The sequence below is a fragment of the Candidatus Palauibacter sp. genome, from assembly GCF_965216145.1.
Lineage (GTDB): Bacteria > Gemmatimonadota > Gemmatimonadetes > Palauibacterales > Palauibacteraceae > Palauibacter.
In genome coordinates this window covers 908,376-926,189 of record NZ_OZ244149.1, presented here as the reverse complement: position 1 = coordinate 926,189, position 17,814 = coordinate 908,376, and the positions used below count along the sequence as shown (strand labels likewise).

At 68.2% G+C, this 17,814-nt stretch carries 10 protein-coding genes and 1 pseudogene; 8 read left to right on the top strand and 3 right to left on the bottom strand.

The window, feature by feature from the left end; translation table 11 throughout:
• Positions 1-224: 224 nt before the first annotated feature.
• The 7 genes and pseudogenes from ACOOHF_RS04065 to ACOOHF_RS04035 all read left to right on the top strand — a co-directional run.
• A pseudogene (locus ACOOHF_RS04065) lies at positions 225-866 on the top strand (SNF2-related protein); the annotation flags it as partial.
• 422 nt (positions 867-1,288) lie between these two features.
• Complete coding sequence (locus ACOOHF_RS04060) at positions 1,289-4,417, top strand: PD-(D/E)XK nuclease family protein (RefSeq protein ID WP_420463483.1); 3,129 nt, start codon at positions 1,289-1,291, stop codon at positions 4,415-4,417.
• Positions 4,410-7,625: a UvrD-helicase domain-containing protein gene (locus tag ACOOHF_RS04055; RefSeq protein WP_420463482.1), complete on the top strand. Its 3,216-nt coding sequence runs from the start codon at positions 4,410-4,412 to the stop codon at positions 7,623-7,625. Before ACOOHF_RS04060 ends, ACOOHF_RS04055 begins: the two co-directional genes overlap by 8 nt.
• 148 nt (positions 7,626-7,773) lie before the next feature.
• Positions 7,774-9,285: a Fic family protein gene (locus tag ACOOHF_RS04050; protein ID WP_420463481.1), complete on the top strand. Its 1,512-nt coding sequence runs from the start codon at positions 7,774-7,776 to the stop codon at positions 9,283-9,285.
• Positions 9,286-9,360: 75 nt separating this feature from the next.
• Complete coding sequence (locus tag ACOOHF_RS04045) at positions 9,361-10,659, top strand: NCS2 family permease (RefSeq protein ID WP_420463480.1); 1,299 nt, start codon at positions 9,361-9,363, stop codon at positions 10,657-10,659.
• 46 nt (positions 10,660-10,705) lie between these two features.
• A complete protein-coding gene (locus ACOOHF_RS04040; RefSeq protein WP_420463479.1) occupies positions 10,706-11,479 on the top strand; it encodes a nucleoside-binding protein in 774 nt (257 codons plus the stop codon).
• On the top strand, positions 11,467-12,888 hold the full coding sequence (locus ACOOHF_RS04035; protein ID WP_420463478.1) for an aminopeptidase P N-terminal domain-containing protein: 1,422 nt from the start codon (positions 11,467-11,469) through the stop codon (positions 12,886-12,888). The genes ACOOHF_RS04040 and ACOOHF_RS04035 overlap by 13 nt, the downstream gene beginning before the upstream one ends.
• 32 nt (positions 12,889-12,920) lie before the next feature.
• On the opposite strand, the gene ACOOHF_RS04030 is transcribed toward ACOOHF_RS04035, so the two are convergent.
• Entirely contained in the window at positions 12,921-14,087 is a 1,167-nt protein-coding gene (locus ACOOHF_RS04030; RefSeq protein ID WP_420463477.1) for a Fic family protein, read from the bottom strand.
• Positions 14,088-14,498: 411 nt separating this feature from the next.
• Here ACOOHF_RS04030 and ACOOHF_RS04025 point away from each other — a divergent pair, with 411 nt between their 5' ends.
• Positions 14,499-15,491, top strand: a complete 993-nt coding sequence (locus ACOOHF_RS04025) for a DUF1684 domain-containing protein (RefSeq protein ID WP_420463476.1) — start codon at positions 14,499-14,501, stop codon at positions 15,489-15,491.
• 21 nt (positions 15,492-15,512) lie between these two features.
• Here ACOOHF_RS04025 and ACOOHF_RS04020 read toward each other — a convergent pair whose 3' ends face one another.
• Positions 15,513-17,108: a GMC oxidoreductase gene (locus ACOOHF_RS04020; protein WP_420463475.1), complete on the bottom strand. Its 1,596-nt coding sequence runs from the start codon at positions 17,106-17,108 to the stop codon at positions 15,513-15,515.
• A complete protein-coding gene (locus ACOOHF_RS04015; protein ID WP_420463474.1) occupies positions 17,105-17,722 on the bottom strand; it encodes a twin-arginine translocation signal domain-containing protein in 618 nt (205 codons plus the stop codon). The genes ACOOHF_RS04020 and ACOOHF_RS04015 overlap by 4 nt, the downstream gene beginning before the upstream one ends.
• Positions 17,723-17,814: the final 92 nt, after the last annotated feature.

Here is a 17,814-nt window from a genome sequence, read left to right as displayed (position 1 = left end):
GGCTCCTCCGTGAGGCAGACCTCATGTAGCAAGGACTGGGGCGCGTCGTTGTCAAGAATCTTGTTCTTGACAGGCCATGTCACGGCCGGCATCGTCTTCCGAGCCTGGATACAACCGAGACCCCTGCGACTCTGGGTCGACGCTATTGCCGTCGGCCTCCAACGGGCGCATGGGTCGTTTTTTTGTCAGCCTACTTCTGAGGAGGAGGATGGTGGACCAGGTAAATGAAGCTTGAAGATCTGACGCCCGACGCGGCGGTTCGGGGCATCCTGCCCGACTCGCTGGTCACCGTCGTCAGCGTCAAGTGGTTCGGCTCCGAGGCGCTGGAGCTGACCTTCAAGACTCCGGACGGCGGAGTCGACAACCGGCTGTTGTACCGGCACGATGAGGCCGAACTGGACGTCGTCGAGAGCGGGCGTCCGTGGGGCTTTGACGGCGACGGAGCCCTGTTTCGCTTGGTCTCCGAGGCGCAGCGCATTCGGCTGGCTCACCTGTTCGATCCCCTTCTTGCCGTCCACACGTCGGATGTTGAGCCGCTGCCGCATCAGATCACGGCCGTGTACCAGGAGATGTTGCCGCGGCAGCCGCTCCGCTTCCTGCTCGCCGACGATCCCGGCGCCGGGAAGACGATCATGGCCGGGCTGTTGATCAAGGAACTGATCGCGCGCGGCGACCTCAAGCGGTGTCTCGTCGTGTGCCCCGGCGGGCTCGCCGAGCAGTGGCAGGACGAGTTGTACCGGCGTTTCAACCTCCCTTTCGAGATCCTGACGAACGACAAGCTCGAGGCGGCGCGCACCGGGAACTGGTTCCTGGAGGCGAACCTCGTGATCGGGCGGCTCGACAAATTCGCGCGCAAGGAGCCGGTTGTCCGGGAGTGTGACCTTCTGAGGACTGCGGACGAGACGGTACGCGTAGCTTCCTTGGAGCGCCTTGGCATCGCGCACGCGACCCACCGGTCGCCTCGCGTCCTTGACTAGGCTTCTACCACCTTTCGTTGCCCCGAGCCGAACCGGTGTCTACCTCCGGGTGAAGATTGGCCGTTGTGATCCGCGCTACAGCCTCCGTCAGATCATGGGCAGTTTCCTGTCGCGCCCGCCTGTCGACGCGCGAGGACTTGTCCATCTGGACTCCGTCTCGGTCATCTCGGTTGTATGCGTTCAAGAAGCTTCACCTCCCTGGAGGTTTCCGCGCTGTCGGGGAAGCTTGACGCGAAGTGCTCGTGTGAACAACAGTCGGGTTTGAATTTCGCCCCGAGGAGATGACCATCGACTGCTCCGGATCCTGACGCGTGCCGGTCACCGTAGTTCGCGCGCCGGCTGCGGCTCCGCTCTGGGAGGCGTGCGCCGACCGTTTCCTCGCGGGAGCCGCGTCGCCGACCAGTTCTGATGCGTGGATCTGGCTCAACCACCGGAACCTGCGTGACCTCCTGTACGAAGCGGCGCATGCGCGCGGCCGGCCCGGCTGGCTCGACCCGCCCGTCACGCTGTTCGGGGAGCTGACCGAACGGTTCGGGATCCGGGACAGGCCGGTCGGCCTGCTCACGCGTCGTCGCCTCGTGAGCCGGCACGCGGCCCGGCTCGGCCGCCGGATCCTCGGCAGGGAGCCCGGCCGGGGGGACGGCGTGATCCGCGGACACATGCTCGACGCGCTGCTCGGCGACCTGCTGCCGGAAGGCGTCTCGCCGGACGAACTGGCGCGGGCGCTGGGCCGGCTGGGCGGCGACGACTTCGCCCTGCGGCGCAACGAATGGGTCGTCGCCGTCTACCGCGCGTATCTGGACTCGCTTCGGAAACGCGGCCTTCTGGACTCGCGTTCGGTCAACGCCCACATCGCCGAGCGGATCGAGGCGGGCGGGCTGCCCGCGGCCATCGGGGGCGCCCGGGAACTTCACGTCTACAGCATCGCGAGTCCGCGCACGCGCCGCCGCATGCTCACGGCGCTCGCCCGGCAGGAGGAGGTGGAGGTCCGTCTCTACCTCCCGCTGGAGTCCGAGCCGGACCCCTTCTTCGATGCGCTGGCGGCCCGCACGGAGCTGATCGGCGGTCCCGACGACGCCGCCGAAGTCCGTCCCCCGCAGGTGCAGCCGGTCCCGGATGCCGCGCGCGAGATGACCTGGGTCGCGCGGCAGGTCAAGGAGATTCTGTCCGCGGGGGCGGCCGAACCGCATCAGGTCGCCGTCGTGGCGCGATCCGGCCGCGACAACACCCACCGCGCGTTCCGGGCACTGATTCGCGCCGGTGTCCCCGCCAGCGCCCGCATCCGGTCCCCGCTGGTCGAGATCCCGGCGCTCAAGGCGCTCCTCCTCATCCTGCGGGGAGCAGCGCGGAACTGGGACTACCGCGCCCTGCGCGCCGTCCTCGAACACCCCTACTTCGACACCCGCATGGACCTGCGCAGCGTCGACGCGGTCGCGGCGAACCGGCGGGTCGTGGGGCTGGGCGCATGGGGGGAGAGCCTCGAACGGCTCAAGAAGCTCGTGGACGACAAAGCGCGCGAAATCCGCGGCCGCGGACTCTTCGCCGACCGGGTGGAAAAGGACATCGAGGCCTTCGAGGCCATGCGCGAGGTGCTCGAACCCCTGGGCAAGGCCCGCCCCGAGGCTGACTGGATCGACATCACGCTCGACCTCCTGAGGAAGGATCGCGGCGTCTTCCGACTGAGGCGGCGGGTGTGCGATCCCGTCGAGGAACGGTGGGAAGTCGTGCGCGCCGACCAGCGGGGCATCCACCTCCTCGAACGCCTGCTGGGGGAGTGGCGGGGCCTCGAGCACGCCGACGACCCTCTCGAGCCGGCGGCGTGGCACGCGCTCCTGAGGAAGCTCCTGCAGGCGAACGAGCTCGTCCTCTCCACCCCGGGGCAGAAGGGGGTCCAGGTTCTCGAAGCGCACGACGCGGCGCTGGTCCCCTTCGCCCACACCTTCGTCGTGCATGCCAACGACCGCGAGTTCCCCCGCACGACAGGTGCCACGGGCGTGTTCACCGACATCGAACGCCGCCGTCTCGCCGCACTCGGGCTTCCGGTCGCGTACCGGGACGAGACCCTGCGGCGGGAGCGGGGACTGTGGCGCGCGGTGACGCAGCAGACGGGCGCGGTGTGGATCAGCTACCGGACGACGGACGCGGGCGGCACGCCTCTCCTCCCGTCGCTCATGGTCCCGGAGCACGATAACAGCGTAGAACTGCCCCGCGTCCGCCGTCCCTCGGACGACCGCGAGCCTCTCACGCCGGTCGAGGCCGACGAGCGCGCCGCCTTCGCGCTGCACCGGGCGCTGGGAGGCTCGGACACGGCGCGGCGGACCCTGATTGCGCCCGCCCGCCCCGGACGCATCGCGCGGGCCATCGTGGCGGCGGCGGCCGAGGCTCACCGCGGGCCGGGGCTCGACCGCTACCCCGGGTTCCTCCTGCAGGCTCAGGCATCGAGTCTCACGCCGGCCCTGCACCCCGCATATCGACCCAACCCGTGGAACGGTCACCTGCGCGATCCGGAGGTGCTTGGGGAACTGGGGCGCCGTTTCGGCGAGGACTACCGGTGGTCGGCGAGCAAGCTCGAAGCCTACGCCCGGGCGCCCTTCACTTTCCTCATGGACCGCGTGCTCTGGCTCGAAGGGGTTGAGGAAGCGGAGGAAGAGACCACACCCCTCGCCTTCGGGAGCGTCGCGCACGAGATCCTCGATCGCTTCTACAACGAGTTCAAGGACCGACTCCCTCTATCCCTTGCGGGTCCCGCCGAGAAGCGCCTCGCGGAGATCTCCCGGGAGGTCTGCGCCAGGCGAGAGGAGGAAGGAGAGTGGCTCGGCGTCGCCTCCCTCTGGGAACAGACCCGGGAGGGGATCGTGAGGGCGGTCCACGGCTACATCGCCTGGGAACTGGAGCACATGGCGAAGAAGGGCGAGCGCCCCGTCGAGACGGAGGTGGGCTTCGGCTTCGACGACGAGGTCACGTTCCTCGACGGCGAGGACGTGCGCGGGCGGGCCTCACGCCTGCGTCTGTGCGGCCGCATAGACCGGGTGGACCGGAGCGGGGAGGGGGCCGGGGTTCACCACGTGCTCGACTACAAGAGCGGCAAGACCCCGGGCGCACCGGACTTCGACGACGCGACCGCCCTCCAGGGCGTGCTCTACGCTCAGATATTGGCCGATCGGGGCTACGAGATGGGCTCCAGCCGCTACCGGTCGATCAAGCGCCCGGGGAGCCCCCAGAACGGAGGCCTGGTCAAGTTCGGTACGCCCAGTTACGAGCGGGCTCTCTCGCTGGCGCTCTCCATCCCCGGCCGGGTGCGGAGCGGCTGCTTCGAGGCCGTCGCCTCTCGGAAGGGCGGCTGGAAATCCTGGGATCCCGAACTCGAGATCCGGCGCAACAGCGCGCGACTCCGCGAGGGCCATCGCTTCGACGACTCCGGGGAGGTCGCCGATGGCTGAGCTCCTGTGGACCCCCGAGCAGGTGCGCGCGATCCGGTCCGAGGACGATACGCTGCTGGTGGCGAACGCGGGCACGGGCAAGACGACGACCGTGGTCGGCAAGATCATGTGGCGCCTCGGCCTCCCCTTCGGTGTCAGCGAGGAGACGGGCGAACCGCTCGAGCCCCCGGCCGACCCCTGCCGACTGGACGAGATCGCCGCCATCACCTTCACGGAGAAGGCGGCCTACGACCTCAAGCGGCAGCTTCGGCGGCGGATCGAGGCGTCTCCGCGCGGTGACGAACTGCGCTGGGAAATCGACCGGGCCTCCGTCGGCACCATCCATTCGTTCTGCGGCGAACTGCTCCGCGAACACGCCCTGCGCCTGGGGATCGATCCCACCTTCGAGATCCTCGATGAAGACGGAGCGTCAGCCGAGCAGGACGAACTCATCAAGGCGCTGCTTCTGGAGAAGCTCGATGAGGAGGACCCGACCACACAGGCGATCGTCCGCCGGCTGAAGCTCACGGGCTCGGCGCACACCAAGGGCGCCATCGATCACGTGCGGGACGTGCTGCGCGACCTCCGCTGGCGGGAGGCGCGGTACGCGAAGTGGCTGCCCCGCGACACGCCGCCCGTCGAGGAAACGGATCCCGAACCGGCGTCGGGCGATTTCCTCGACCTCTTTCCCGCAGCCGTCGAGGCTCGCCCTTCCGTGCTCGACCTTTCCGCGCTGGCGGCCGCGTGCGCGGAGTTCGAGGAGCGGGACGAGGAGGCGCTGACCATCTGCTCACAGCTGGTTGAGCTCGCGCTCGAGGCGCGCATCCGCTGGGACGCCTGGCTGGAGGAAGAGAACCAGCGCGACTTCGACAGCCTCGTCCTGGGGGCGTCCGATCTCCTCCTGGGCCCGTCCGGGGGCGCCGCCCTGGCCGCGATCCGCGACCGCTACCGGATGCTGATCATCGACGAGTTCCAGGATACCGACTTCACGCAGCGCGACATCGCCTTCGCCATCGCGCGCGGGGTGGACCGTCCCCAGCTCTTTCTCGTGGGGGATCCGAAGCAGAGCATCTACCGCTTCCGCGGCGCCGACATATCGGTGTGGAACGCCGTCGCCGCCGACTTCGCGGAGGAGGGCCAGGTCCTCGATCTGCCGCGGAACTTCCGCAGCGCCCCTCCGATCGTCGACTTCGTGAACGTTGTGAGCGGGGTGGCGATGGAGGAAACGGGGAACGAACTCGCTGACGAACGCCCCGCGAGCCGGATCGACTACGCGGAACTCGTGGCCGGGATCCCCGACCACGCCCAGACCGGCGTCGAGTGGGTCGGGGTACCGAAGGGACGGGCCGCAGAGCAGCGGGAAGCCGAGGCCGTACACATCGCGTCGTGGATCCTCGACTCGGTGGGCCGCGTCGAGATCCGGGATCCGGACACGGGCGAACTTCGTCCGCTGGCCTTCCGCGACGTCGCGCTTCTTTACCGCGCCCGCACCGGGCTCACGCACATGGAGACGGCGCTCAAGCGCTACGGCATCCCCCACTTCGTCTCCGGCATGACGCACCTCGGCCAGCGTCAGGAGATCCTCGATGTGCTCAACGCGCTGCGGCTGCTCCAGAACGAGCGGGACGACGTGCGCGCCTTCGGCTACCTGCGCTCGCCCTTCGTCGGGCTCCGGGACGAGACGATCGCCCGCATCCGCATGCTCCAGCGCGGCGGCCCTCTCCTCCGCCAGGCGAAGCGGTGGCTGGCGGAAGGGGAGTGGCCGGAAGCTCCCGATCACCCGCAACTGACCCCGATTGAACGGCGGGCGCTGGAGGAAGGGCTCTCGGTCCTCGACGACCTGCGCCAGCTCGCGCCGAGGCTCGCTCTCGACGAAGTCATCGAGGAGTTGCTCGAACGCACCGGATACCGGCTGCACGTGCTGTTGATGGAAGGGGCGGAGGAGATTCTCGGGAACCTCCAGGGTCTCATCCACTTCGCGGAGTCCCACCGCGCGCACGATCTCTCCACCTTCTTCCAGGTCTGGGACCGGTCGACGAACCGTGATGTCGGACTCCCGCAGGCCCCGCTCTATTCCAAGGAAGACGACGTCGTCACGCTGTCGACGATCCATCAGGCCAAGGGGCTGGAGTGGCCGGTCGTCCTCATAACCGGAGTCGACAGGAAACTCTGGACTCTGCGCTCGAACGAGTACTGGGCGGACCCCGAACTCGGCCCTCTCTTCTGTCTCAAGGCGTCCGAACGGGGAGAGCGCGGCAACCGGATCGTCCGCCGCGAAGAACTCGAGTCGACGGCGGAGGAGGCTCGCCTCCTGTACGTGGCGGCGACGCGGGCCCGGGACCGTCTCGTCATCGTGGGACCGCTGGGTGGGGAGAAGGGCTACGATAAATGGCTCGCGCGCGGCGGGGCCGAGGCGCGAAGCGACGTAAATGTACAGGCTGCCCCGCAGACCGGCCGGCCCCCGACGCTTCAATGGCTGAACCGGTACGAGGTGGCGGCGCCACCGGCGCTGATCCGCCCTCTCGCCGCGCCTCCGCTTCGCTGGACCCGCTCGGCCACCGAACTCATGCTGCGGGACGAGGAGCCGGAAGAGTGGGCCCGCCGATACGAGCACGGGGTGCTCGCCCCGTGGCACTTCGCGCCCGCGTCGTCGAGGGAGGAGGCGGGGCTCCCCGCCACGGTCCGGGGCCAGATCATCCACGGCGTGCTCGAGCGGCTGGAGGCGGAGGCCGAGATCGCCCGCGTCGTCGAGGAGACGATCGGTTCGCTCGACGAGCCGGAACTCGAACACATGCTTCGTCCCGGGAGCGAGTACCGCGAGCAGCTGGAGGAGGAGATCCGCCGGGTGGCCGCGAGCGAGGAGTGGGCCTGGTACACGGAGGGCGCACTCGGCCGCGACTACTGGAAGGAACTCACCTTCACGCACCTGGAAGGCGCGCGTGACTGGCGCTTCGGCGCGTTCGACCTCTACCGGCGGCTCACGGGCCCCGCGCCCGAGCGGCTGGCCCGCGGGCTCGACCTCGACGAGCGGCTCGACGCGCTGGTGATCGACTTCAAGACGCACCCCATCTCGGCCGCCCAGGCCCCGCGTGTGGCCCGCGGCTATACGATCCAGGCGGATATCTACCGGGCCGCCGCCGCGAGCATGGCCGGCCGGGTCACCGTTGGCCTGCACTTTACCGGGCCGAACGAACTCGTCCCGATGCGGGAGGGTGTCACAGGCGCCTGACCACGGCCGGTGCGTAATTGATATTTGCGTCACGAACCCATCTGTGAGAGTTTTACACATCTGAACTCACTCTGTGATTTATTCTTGGCGACTTGTGAAGGTTTTCTCGCCAGCGATCGGGCGACCCATGCATCAACTGGTCTCCAGCTTGAACATTCGGGGACGCGTCCTCCCCGAACCCGGGACGCCTGCGGGCTACGCGGCGCTCATCCTCCGGCACGATCTCCGGGTCCCGCCGCCTCCGCGCTTGACGGCTATCGCCGAGCGCCATCGTCCCTCCTCCACGCGCGAGTGGCGGATGCTCCCCCCGGGCCGGGCCCCCGATGAGAGCCTCCAGGGACAGCTCGAGTTCGCGCTGAAGTGGGAGGGCGTGAGCCTCGGCGTCCTGCTGGCGCTCTTCCGGAAGATCGATACGGTCGAAGTCGTACGTATGGTGTGTGAGACGCCAACGGGCGTCTACGCCCGCCGGATATGGTTCCTGTACGAATGGCTGATGGACGCGCGCCTGGACCTCCCGGACGGGGACAAGGTGAAGGCCGTGCCGGTCCTGAATCCGAAGCAGCAGTTCGCGCCGGAGAGTGGCCCTCTCTCACGGCGCCATCGCGTCCGGAACAACCTGCCCGGCACACGGCGGTTCTGCCCGCTGGTTCGGCGGACCCCCGAACTCGATCGCCATGTGGAGATGCGTCTCGATGAGAAGGCTCGAGAGGTGATCGGCCGGACCCGCCCGGACATCGTCGGGCGCGCCGCCGCGTTCCTCCTCCTCGAAGACAGCCGGGCGTCCTTTCAGATCGAGGGTGAGCGTCCGCCGCAGGATCGGGCCCTGCGGTGGGGCCAGGCGATCGGTGCGGCGGGCCTGCGCGACCTTACCCTCGATGAGCTTGTACGCCTTCAGAAGACGGTGATCGGCGACTCCAGGTTCGTACAGTTGGGTTTGCGGACCGAGGGCGGGTGGATCGGCGAGCGCGACCGGCAGACGCAGGATCCGATCCCGGCACATGTGAGCGCCCGCGCGCGCGACCTGCCCGAGTTGATGAAGGGGGTCGTCGAGTACGCCCGAGGGACGGAGGAAATGTCCGTCGATCCCGTCGTGGTGGCGGCCGCCCTCTCGTTCGGCTTCGTATACATCCATCCCTTCGAGGATGGCAACGGACGCCTTCACAGGTGGCTGGTCCATCATGTGCTGGCCCGCGCGGGCTACAACCCGCCGAATCTCATGTTTCCGGTGAGCGTCCCAATGCTGAGGCGGATCGCGGAGTACAGGGAGGTCCTGTCCAGCTACTCCGCACAGGTTCTGCCCCTGGTCGAGTGGCGCCCTACCCGTCGGGGAAACGTCGAAGTACTCAATGAGACGGTCGACTACTATCGGTTCTTCGATGCCACGGAGCAGGCCGAGTTCCTCTACGCGTGCGTGGCGGAGACCGTGACCCGCGATCTTCCCGGCGAAGTCGAATATCTGGAGGCGTACGACGATTTCTCGCGACTGGTTCAGCAGCAAGTCGCGGACATGCCGGAGCGGACGATCGCGCTCCTTACCACGTTTCTGCGGCAGAACCGTGGAACGCTGTCGAAGCGGGCGCGCAGCCGGGAGTTCCGTCGACTCTCGCCCGACGAGGTGGGCCGGGTCGAGGGGCTCTATGCCCAGTGCTTTCGTAGCTGAGGATCCCGGCATGCGTAGCGTGATCGGGCGGCGCTTCGCAGGATCAAGAATGCGAGCCCACCAGGAGTCGAGCCGATGACGGAGAAACTGGAACGCTGGTTCAGGCTTTCGGAGCGCGGCTCCGACGTGCGGACGGAGGTGACGGCGGGGGTCACGACCTTCCTGACGATGGTCTACATCGCCTTCGTCAATCCGCAGATCCTCTCCGAGGCCGGCATGCCGTTCGGCGCCGTGTTCGTCGCGACCTGTCTCGCGGCGGCGTTCGCCACTCTGGTGATGGGGCTGTACGCCAACTACCCGATCGCGCTCGCGCCGGGGATGGGGCTGAACGCCTTCTTCACCTACGGCGTCGTGCTCGGAATGGGCTACGAGTGGGAGGTCGCGCTCGGGGCCGTGTTCGTGTCCGGCGTACTGTTCGTCACCCTGAGCCTGCTGCCGGTGCGGCGGTGGATCATCGATGCGATCCCGCGGGGGCAGAAGCTGGCCATCTCGGCCGGCATCGGCTTCTTCCTCGGCGTGATCGCGCTGCGGAACGCCGGCATCATCGAGGGCAGTCCGGCGACGCTCGTCACGGTCGGGGAACTGACGGCGCCGCCGGCCGTGCTCGCCCTGCTCGGCTTCAGCGCGATCGCGGCGCTTTCGGCGCGGCGGGTTCCGGGCGCAGCGATCATCGGGATGCTCGGCGTGACGGTGGTCGGCCTCATTCTGGGCGTCTCGGAATGGCACGGCGTGGCGTCGCTGCCGCCGGATCCCAGGCCCACGCTGTTCGCGCTCGACATCGCCGGGGCGTTTCAGGCGGGGATGATCGCGGTCATCCTCACCTTCCTCATCGTCGATCTCTTCGATACGGCCGGCACGCTGATCGGCGTCGCGCAGCAGGCCGACCTCCTCGACGAGGACGGGCGGTTGCCGCGCATCCAGCGGGCGCTGCTGGCCGACTCGACCGGGACGGTGGCGGGCACACTGCTCGGGACCTCGTCGGTGACCAGCTACATCGAGAGCGCCGCCGGCGTCGGGGCGGGCGGCCGCACCGGTCTGACCTCCGTCGTCGTGGCCGGCCTGTTTCTCCTCTGTCTCTTCCTCGCGCCGCTGGCCGAATCGATCCCTCCCTTCGCGACGGCCGCGGCCATCCTGTATGTCGCCTGCCTCATGGCCCGCGCCCTGAAGGACGTGGAATGGGACGATGTCACGGAGTCCGCCGCGGCGGTGGTGACCGCGATCGCCATCCCGCTCACCTACTCGATCGCCGACGGGATCGGGCTCGGCTTCATCACCTACGTGGCGATCAAGGTGCTGGCGGGCCGCTGGCGCGACTGCTCGCCGATGCTGCTCGTGGTGGCGCTCGTGTTCGCCGCGAAGTTCATCTGGCTGTAACCTCCCGACCCGTGAGCCCCGTGACCCTCCTGGATCGAGAGGCTGAATGAAGCTGACCAGACGGCTGGCCGCAGTCGGGTTCCTCCTCGCCGCGCCGGGGGCCGCGGCCGGACAGACGGAGTTCCACCTCCAGATGGGCAGCCTGGTGAACCCCTTCGCGGAAACCAGCGACGGGACGGTCGTCGTCACCTTCCAGTCCGCCGCGCAGTGGGCGTGGGGCGATCACTTCCTCTTCTTCGACTACGCCGCGGACGGGGGGAACGACGGGTTCAACGAGAAGGACCTGTACGGGGAGTGGTATCCTACGCTCAGCCTCGGCAAGATCACCGGGAGCCGGGTGGGGTTCGGGCCGATCCGCGACTTCGCCCTGCTGGGCGGCGTGAACTACGGCGCGCAGGCGAAGGTTCTCAAATACACGCCGGGCGTCCGGGTGTCGTGGGACATCCCGGGGTTCATCTTCCTCAACACGGAATTCGCCCGCATGATCGACGCGAGCAGCGGGCTCGACGGCGGTGGCGCCCCGAGCACGAGTGACGGGTTCATGTTCGACGTGAACTGGCTCGCCACGTGGGAGATGCTGGGGCAGACGTTCACCTTCACGGGCCACGCGGAGTACATCAGCGGGGTGACGACCGAACTCGGCAACGACGACCTGGGCTGGATCCTCGCGCAGCCGCAGCTGACGGTGGACGTGGGCCGGGCGCTGGGCGGCGGCGGCGGCCGCCTCATGACCGGGATCGAATACCAGTACTGGCGCAACAAGCTGGGGACCAACGTGACAGAAAGTGCGGTCCAGTGGCTGGTTGTGTGGCGACTCTGAGTTCCGGCCCCGTCTTCTCGGTGAGGACCCGGCGGCTCGGGCGCAGCCTGCTCGCGGCTTCGCTGCTCGCTGCCGTGGCGGTTGTCAGCGGAGATCCCGTCCGGCTTTCGGCGCAGACGCCGGAGCAGCGGTACGGTGACTGGGCCCGGCCCGGGTTCCGTCCGCAGGAGTACGAGTTTCGCCGCAACCGGATCATCGACGGCCTGCGCGCCACGGGGGGCGGCCTCCTCCTCGTCCCCTCCTCGGATGGCCTCACGCACGGGGAGACGTTCCGGCAACTCGAGGACTTCTGGTATCTGACCGGTCTGGAGGTCGTCCAGTCGATGCTGGTGCTGGACGCGGAGCGTGGTCTCGCGACCCTCTTCATGCCGCAGCGGGATCCGCGCTTCGAGAACCCGGGGCGGCGAAACGACTTTCCGGGCCGTCCGCTGCTGGACGACTACCAACTCCGCGGCATCGGCGGGGCCGACGACTATCGGGACATCGCCGAACTCGAGGGCTTCCTTCGCGAGCGCCTGGGCTCGAGCCCCCTCCTCCGGGTCAACGCCGGCTCATCGGGTCCCGTGCCGAACCCGGCCGTGCCGCTGATCGGGAGTCTCGACCCCACGGCGTCCCTGATCCGACGCCTCCGGGATGACCATCCCGAAGTCGAGATCGTCAACGCCTTCGACATCATCGCCCGGCTCCGGATGGTGAAGTCGCCTGCCGAGATCATGCGAATGCGGCGCGCGGCCGCCGCGACGATGGCCGGAATCCGGGCCGCCGCCGCGCTCGTTCGGCCGGGGGTCGACGAGCGCACCCTGCAGGGCGAGTTCGAGCGCGCCTGCCGGGAGGTGGGCTCCCAGTCCATCCCCTTCACCCCCATCGTCAAGTCGGGTCCCAACAGCCTGTGGCCGTGGCGGGTGCTCGCGGCCCACTACGACCGCCGCAACCGCGCCCTGCAGGACGGCGATCTCGTCATCCTCGACGTGGGGTGCGAGGTCAACGGTTACGTGAGCGACGTCGGACGCACCTTCCCGGCCAACGGGACGTTCACGGAGATCCAGCGGGAGAAGCTCCTCGTGAGCACGCGGGCGGCGGAGGCCATCATCGCCGCCGTGCGCCCCGGCGTCACCCTGCGCGAACTCACGGAGGTGGCCTACGACGCGATCCCGGACGAGGAGGAGCCGTACATGCAGACCCCCTCCTTCTTCGGCCACCATATCGGGCTTTCTTCGGGAGATCCCGCGCTTCTCGACGAACCGCTCGCGCCCGGCATGGTGTTCACGGTCGAGCCGTGGTACTACAACCACGACCTCGGTGTCTCGGTGTTTGTGGAAGAAGTCATCTTGGTCACGGAGAACGGGGCCGAAGTCCTGACCGCGGCGCTCCCCCGCGACCCGGACGCCCTGGAGGCGCTCGTCCCCTAGGGCTAATCGTCGGCAGCAGGCAATCGCGTACCCTATCCCGGAGGTTCCTCCGTCCCCTCTCTCAGCACGCCGAGATAGGTGTCGTAGGCGAAGATCTTGCCCCGCTGTCGCCCCGTGACCTCGCTAACGAACCCCAACCCCTGGAGCAACTTCAACGCGGCTGCGACCGTCGGACCGGAGAGACCCGTTCGCTCGGCGAGTCCGTTGATGCTGTCGACGGGGCGTTCCACCATCGCCCGATGCACCCGCAGAGCCGAACTTGCTCGTCGTCCCTCCTGGATCCGGGCACGGTTGGCCGCAACCAGGCCAAGTGCGGATCGGGCGGTCGCAACGGCACCCTCCGCCACTTCGTGCACGCCTTCGAGAAAGAAGCGCAGCCACGCCTCCCAGTCGCCCGTGTGTCGCACTTCGTTGAGAAGCTCGTAGTAGGTGTTCCGATGCCGCTTGAAGTAGAGACTGAGATATAGCAGAGGTTCACGCAGGAGCCCCGCATCACACAACATTAGAGTGATCAGGAGGCGACCCAACCGTCCGTTTCCGTCAAGAAAGGGGTGTATCGTCTCGAACTGCACATGGGTGAGCCCCGCCCTGACGAGCGCCGGCAGGTCGTCGTCCGTCGCGTGGATGAACCGCTCGAGCGCGGCCATGCACTCTTCCACACGATTCGGCGGCGGAGGAACGAAAGCCGCGTTGCCGGGACGCGAGCCCCCGATCCAGTTCTGCGATCGCCGGAACTCACCAGGCATCATTGCTGCCCCGCGACCGCTCGCGAGTAGCTTGGTGTGCATCTCTCGCATGAGGCGATTCGAGAGCGGGAAGTCGTCGCGCAGACGCCGAATCCCGTGATACAACGCAGCTACGTAATTTGATGTCTCTACGACATCGTCCCGTAGAACACCGGGTACCCCTCCCGCTTCGTGCAGCATGAGGTCGGAAAGGGAAGACTGCGTGCCTTCGATCTGGGAGGAGAGCACGGCTTCCTTCCGCACGTATCCGTACACGAAGTAGGCGGTATCCGGAAGAAGCTCGGTCACCGCATCGAGTCGCCCCAGCGCGGCGGCCGCCGCCTCGAACGGTTGCCGCAGTCCCTCCCGAAGGTCGATGTCCGGCGAGGGTGGCAGAGCCATGGGGGTGAAGGCCCGCACGGTCTCCCCGCCGGCTACGGTAGTGTCGTAGGTGCCTGTCGCTTCGCGTCTCATTTTCGTGATCCCAACGGGTTCTGGTCTTCCTCGATTTGCGTTGAGTTGCTCCAATAATCTTGAGGCAGCTTCCGTTTAGCAAGATTTTTCGCCGTTCGCTTTCCTTGCGTCTCGACTAACGAAGAAACTTTTGCTTACGCTCTCTCGGCGCGCCGCTAAGAAAAGCGAAGCGGGGTTTCTTTTCCTTGCGTCTCGACTAACGAAGAAACTTTTGCTTACGCCCTCTCGGCGCGCCGCTAAGAAAGTGAAGCGGGGTTTTCTTTTCCTTGCATCTCGGCTAACGAAGAACTCTTGCCTGCCCCCCTCTACGTCGCGCCACCAGCAAGCGCGCAGCAGCCTCGGAGTCGCTGCCGCGCGGTTGCACAAACCCGGGTGCCGGGCGCATGCTAGCGACATGAGAACGGCGAGGGGTTGACCGGCTTTGCCGGCAAGCGGCGTCGTGTCCAGAAGGCGCGATCCGCCGGGGGCGGTCCCGTGCTGGTGGTCGCGGCGCTCGGTGCCGTGGTGGCGGGCTGCGTCGGCGAGGCGTGGCCCGATCCGCCTCCGGTCGAACCCGACATCCTGATGATCGAGTACGAGGAATGGCGCGACGGGCGCCGAAACAGCCTCGCGAACCCCAATGCGGGCGTCATCAGCTGGGACGGGCTCTTCGAACTTGCCGAGGGTGCGAACACGTTCGGCTCCGATCCGTCGACGGCTATCGTCCTCCCCGAAGAGGATGCGCCACCCCTCGCCGGAACCCTGCACCTCGAAGGTGGGACGGTCCGTCTCGTTCCGGAGGCCGGGAGTGGCCTGCGTCTGAGGGACCGTGAGTCCGGTGCGGTCGGCGAGCCCGTCACGGCACCGATCCCGCTGCCGGACGACCGGAGTGAGGGCACTGTCCGGCTGGCGTTGGGCTCACTCGGCATGCGGGTCCACGCGGAGCCGGGGACGGAGCGGTTGTGGCTACGCGTCTGGGACACCGATGCCCCACGCCTCGAGGCCTTCGAGCTTCCCGAGTATTTCCCGATTCGGAACGAGTGGCGAGTGACGGCCCGCTTCGAGCCCTATCTGGAGCCGCGCGCCGTGTCTCTGGCCGACGTGAGGGGCGGGACCCTCGAGAACACCGCCCCCGGCGACTTGGTCTTTCGGGCGAGCGGCGGCGAGCACCGTCTGATGGCCTTCGCGACGGCCTCGAGTCGCTCCTACTTCATCAGCCTTTGGGACTCGACCGCCGTCACCGACACCTATCAGGCGGGCCGCTACATGCGAGCGCCGCTCCCGGACGACGACGGCTGGACGACGATCGACTTCAACCGGGCCTACAACGCGCCGTGCGCCTTCACCCCGTACTCAGTCTGCAGTCTGCCGCCTCCGGAGAACTACCTCCGCTTCCCCGTGACCGCGGGAGAAAAGCGGCCGTAAGGGGGCCTGGGAGGTCGGCCCTCAGGCGGAGGGCAGTTCCTTCCCCATCTCCTCGGCGGCCATGAGGGAGAGGGCGCAGAAGGTCAGCGTCCCATTGGCGCAGCCGCTGGAGACGATGGTCGGCGCGCCCGCCACGAAGAGGTTCTCGTGGTCGTGGGCGCGGCCCCGGCGATCCACCACGCTCGTGGCCGGATCGTCGCCCATCCGGCACCCGCCGCCCGGATGCTCCCACAACTCGGATGGCGCCCCGGTGCTCCTCATGGCGCCCCCGGCCGCGCGGGCCAGTTCCTCGAAGCGTCCCGTGATCGTGTCGTACGTATGGCGCCCGAGTTCGATGCTCTCCTGAGCCGGACGGAAGTCGATCCGGGGCATCGGGTCGCCCAGCGCGTTCGTGGATCCGGGGTTCAGAGTCAGGCGGCTCTCCCGGTCGGGGAGCAGGTCGTAGTAGGCCCGGATGCGCGCGGTGGACTCGGACTCGGTGCGGGCCCTCCAGTCGGCCATGACCTCGTCGCCCCACAGGAGCCGCCCGTCCTCGTCCATGAGCCTCGCGGTGCGGCCGACGGCCGACTCCCACAGCCGAAGGTCGTGGCGCACGTAGCGGTCCAGCGGTCCCGGACTGGCGAAGCGGTGGGACAGGAGGCTGTTGTAGACGAAGATCCCGGGATAGAGCCGCATTGGCAGGTTGATGAAGCCGCTGACGTACCAGTGTCCCGTCATGTACCGCCCCACGTTCCCGGTGCGGTTGGCGAGGCCGTCCGGGAAGCGGCTGTTGGCCGAGAGCAGGAGTAGGTGGGGGCTCCAGGCGTGGCCACCGGCGAGCACGAAGGTGCCCGCGCGGAACTCGACGGGCTCATCGGGCGCGTCCCGGTCGACCGCTTCGGCGAAGGCGATCCGGTCCGAATCCGGTTCCAGAGTCAGGCGCCGGACCAGGGTGCGCGTGATCAGGTCGATGCGCCCGTCCGCCAGCAGCCGGTCGAAGGCGAAGTCGGGCGTGTACTTGGCCCCCGTCGGGCAGACGGAGCAGGTGTCACACCGCCGGCAGACGTTGCGCCCCTGATAGGGCTCCGTGTTGCGCGCCCAGGGCTGCGTCCAGAAGGGGATCTCCGTCTTCTCGGTCCACTCCCGCATGCGTGCGAGGTTGTACGACAGCGGCAGCGGAGGCATGGGGTAGGGGTTCGAGCGCGGGTCGTATTCGGGGGGACCCGGCTCGCCCGCCACGCCGATCCGCTCCTCGGCCTCCTGGTAGTACGGCTCCACGTCGTCCCACGAGATGGGCCAGTCGAAGCCCACCCCGTACAGGGACTTGAGGCGGAAGTCCTCCGGGGAATAGCGCGGGGTCGCGCCGCCCCAGTGCATCGCCGATCCGCCCACGACCATGGAACTGTACATGGCGCCGGTGCCGGTCTGGCCGGGGATATGGTCGTTCGGCCAGGGGTTCTCGCCGTACGCCAGCATCCGCGCCCGGGTCCGGGACCGTTCCTGGAGGGACGCCGTCCGCTCTCCCGCCTCGACCACGGTGATGGTTGCCGTGGTCCGCTCTGCGAGCCGTTCCGCCACCATGGCGGCGCTGATCCCGCCGCCGATGATGCAGATGTCGCTCTCGACGACGCGCGTCACGGTGCGCCTCCCTGTGCCGCTCCCAGTGGCTTGGGTTCGTCTTCGGTCCCGTCCAGTGTCCGGCACCGCACCTTCCTGATGGCCCGCCCGTAGCACAGGTCGGTCGCGGTCGGCGAGTCGAAGAAGTGCGCCATGAGGGCCAGCGCGACGTGGTCCGCATTCGCGGGCGCTCCCAGGCCGGGTCCAGCTTGTCCGAGCGGTCGCGCGAGCAGCTTCCGGCGGTCGGGCACGTCGATGTCGGAGAGAGACACCCCGTGGCGACTCCGGCACTCCTTCTCGAGACCCTGCAGCTGCGCCGCCCACCCCGGTCGCGGATCCGGCCCCGAATACCGGATCTCCGGCACCAGGTACGGGTGGCCGAGTTCGGCGACGGGTTCCAGCCCCTCGGACCACCGCTCGAAGGCGCCGACGGCCCGTTCGCGACCGTCGTTGCCCAGTTCGGCGGGAAGAACGGCTTCGGCGACGGCCCGGAGGGTCTCGGCGGGGAGGACGACGGTGCCCCCCTCAACCTCCGCCGCCGCCCCGCGGCCCGCCCCGGGAGCACAGCCGGTCAAGGAAACGGCGGCCACCGTCGCGGCAGACTGCTTCAGGAACGATCTGCGAGATTCCGCCATGGCCGACCGGCCTTCCGGAGCTTGGGCTGCCTGCGTCTTCAACAGAGCGTAGACGTGAAACCCGAACCGTCGCAAGACGCTACTATTGTGCC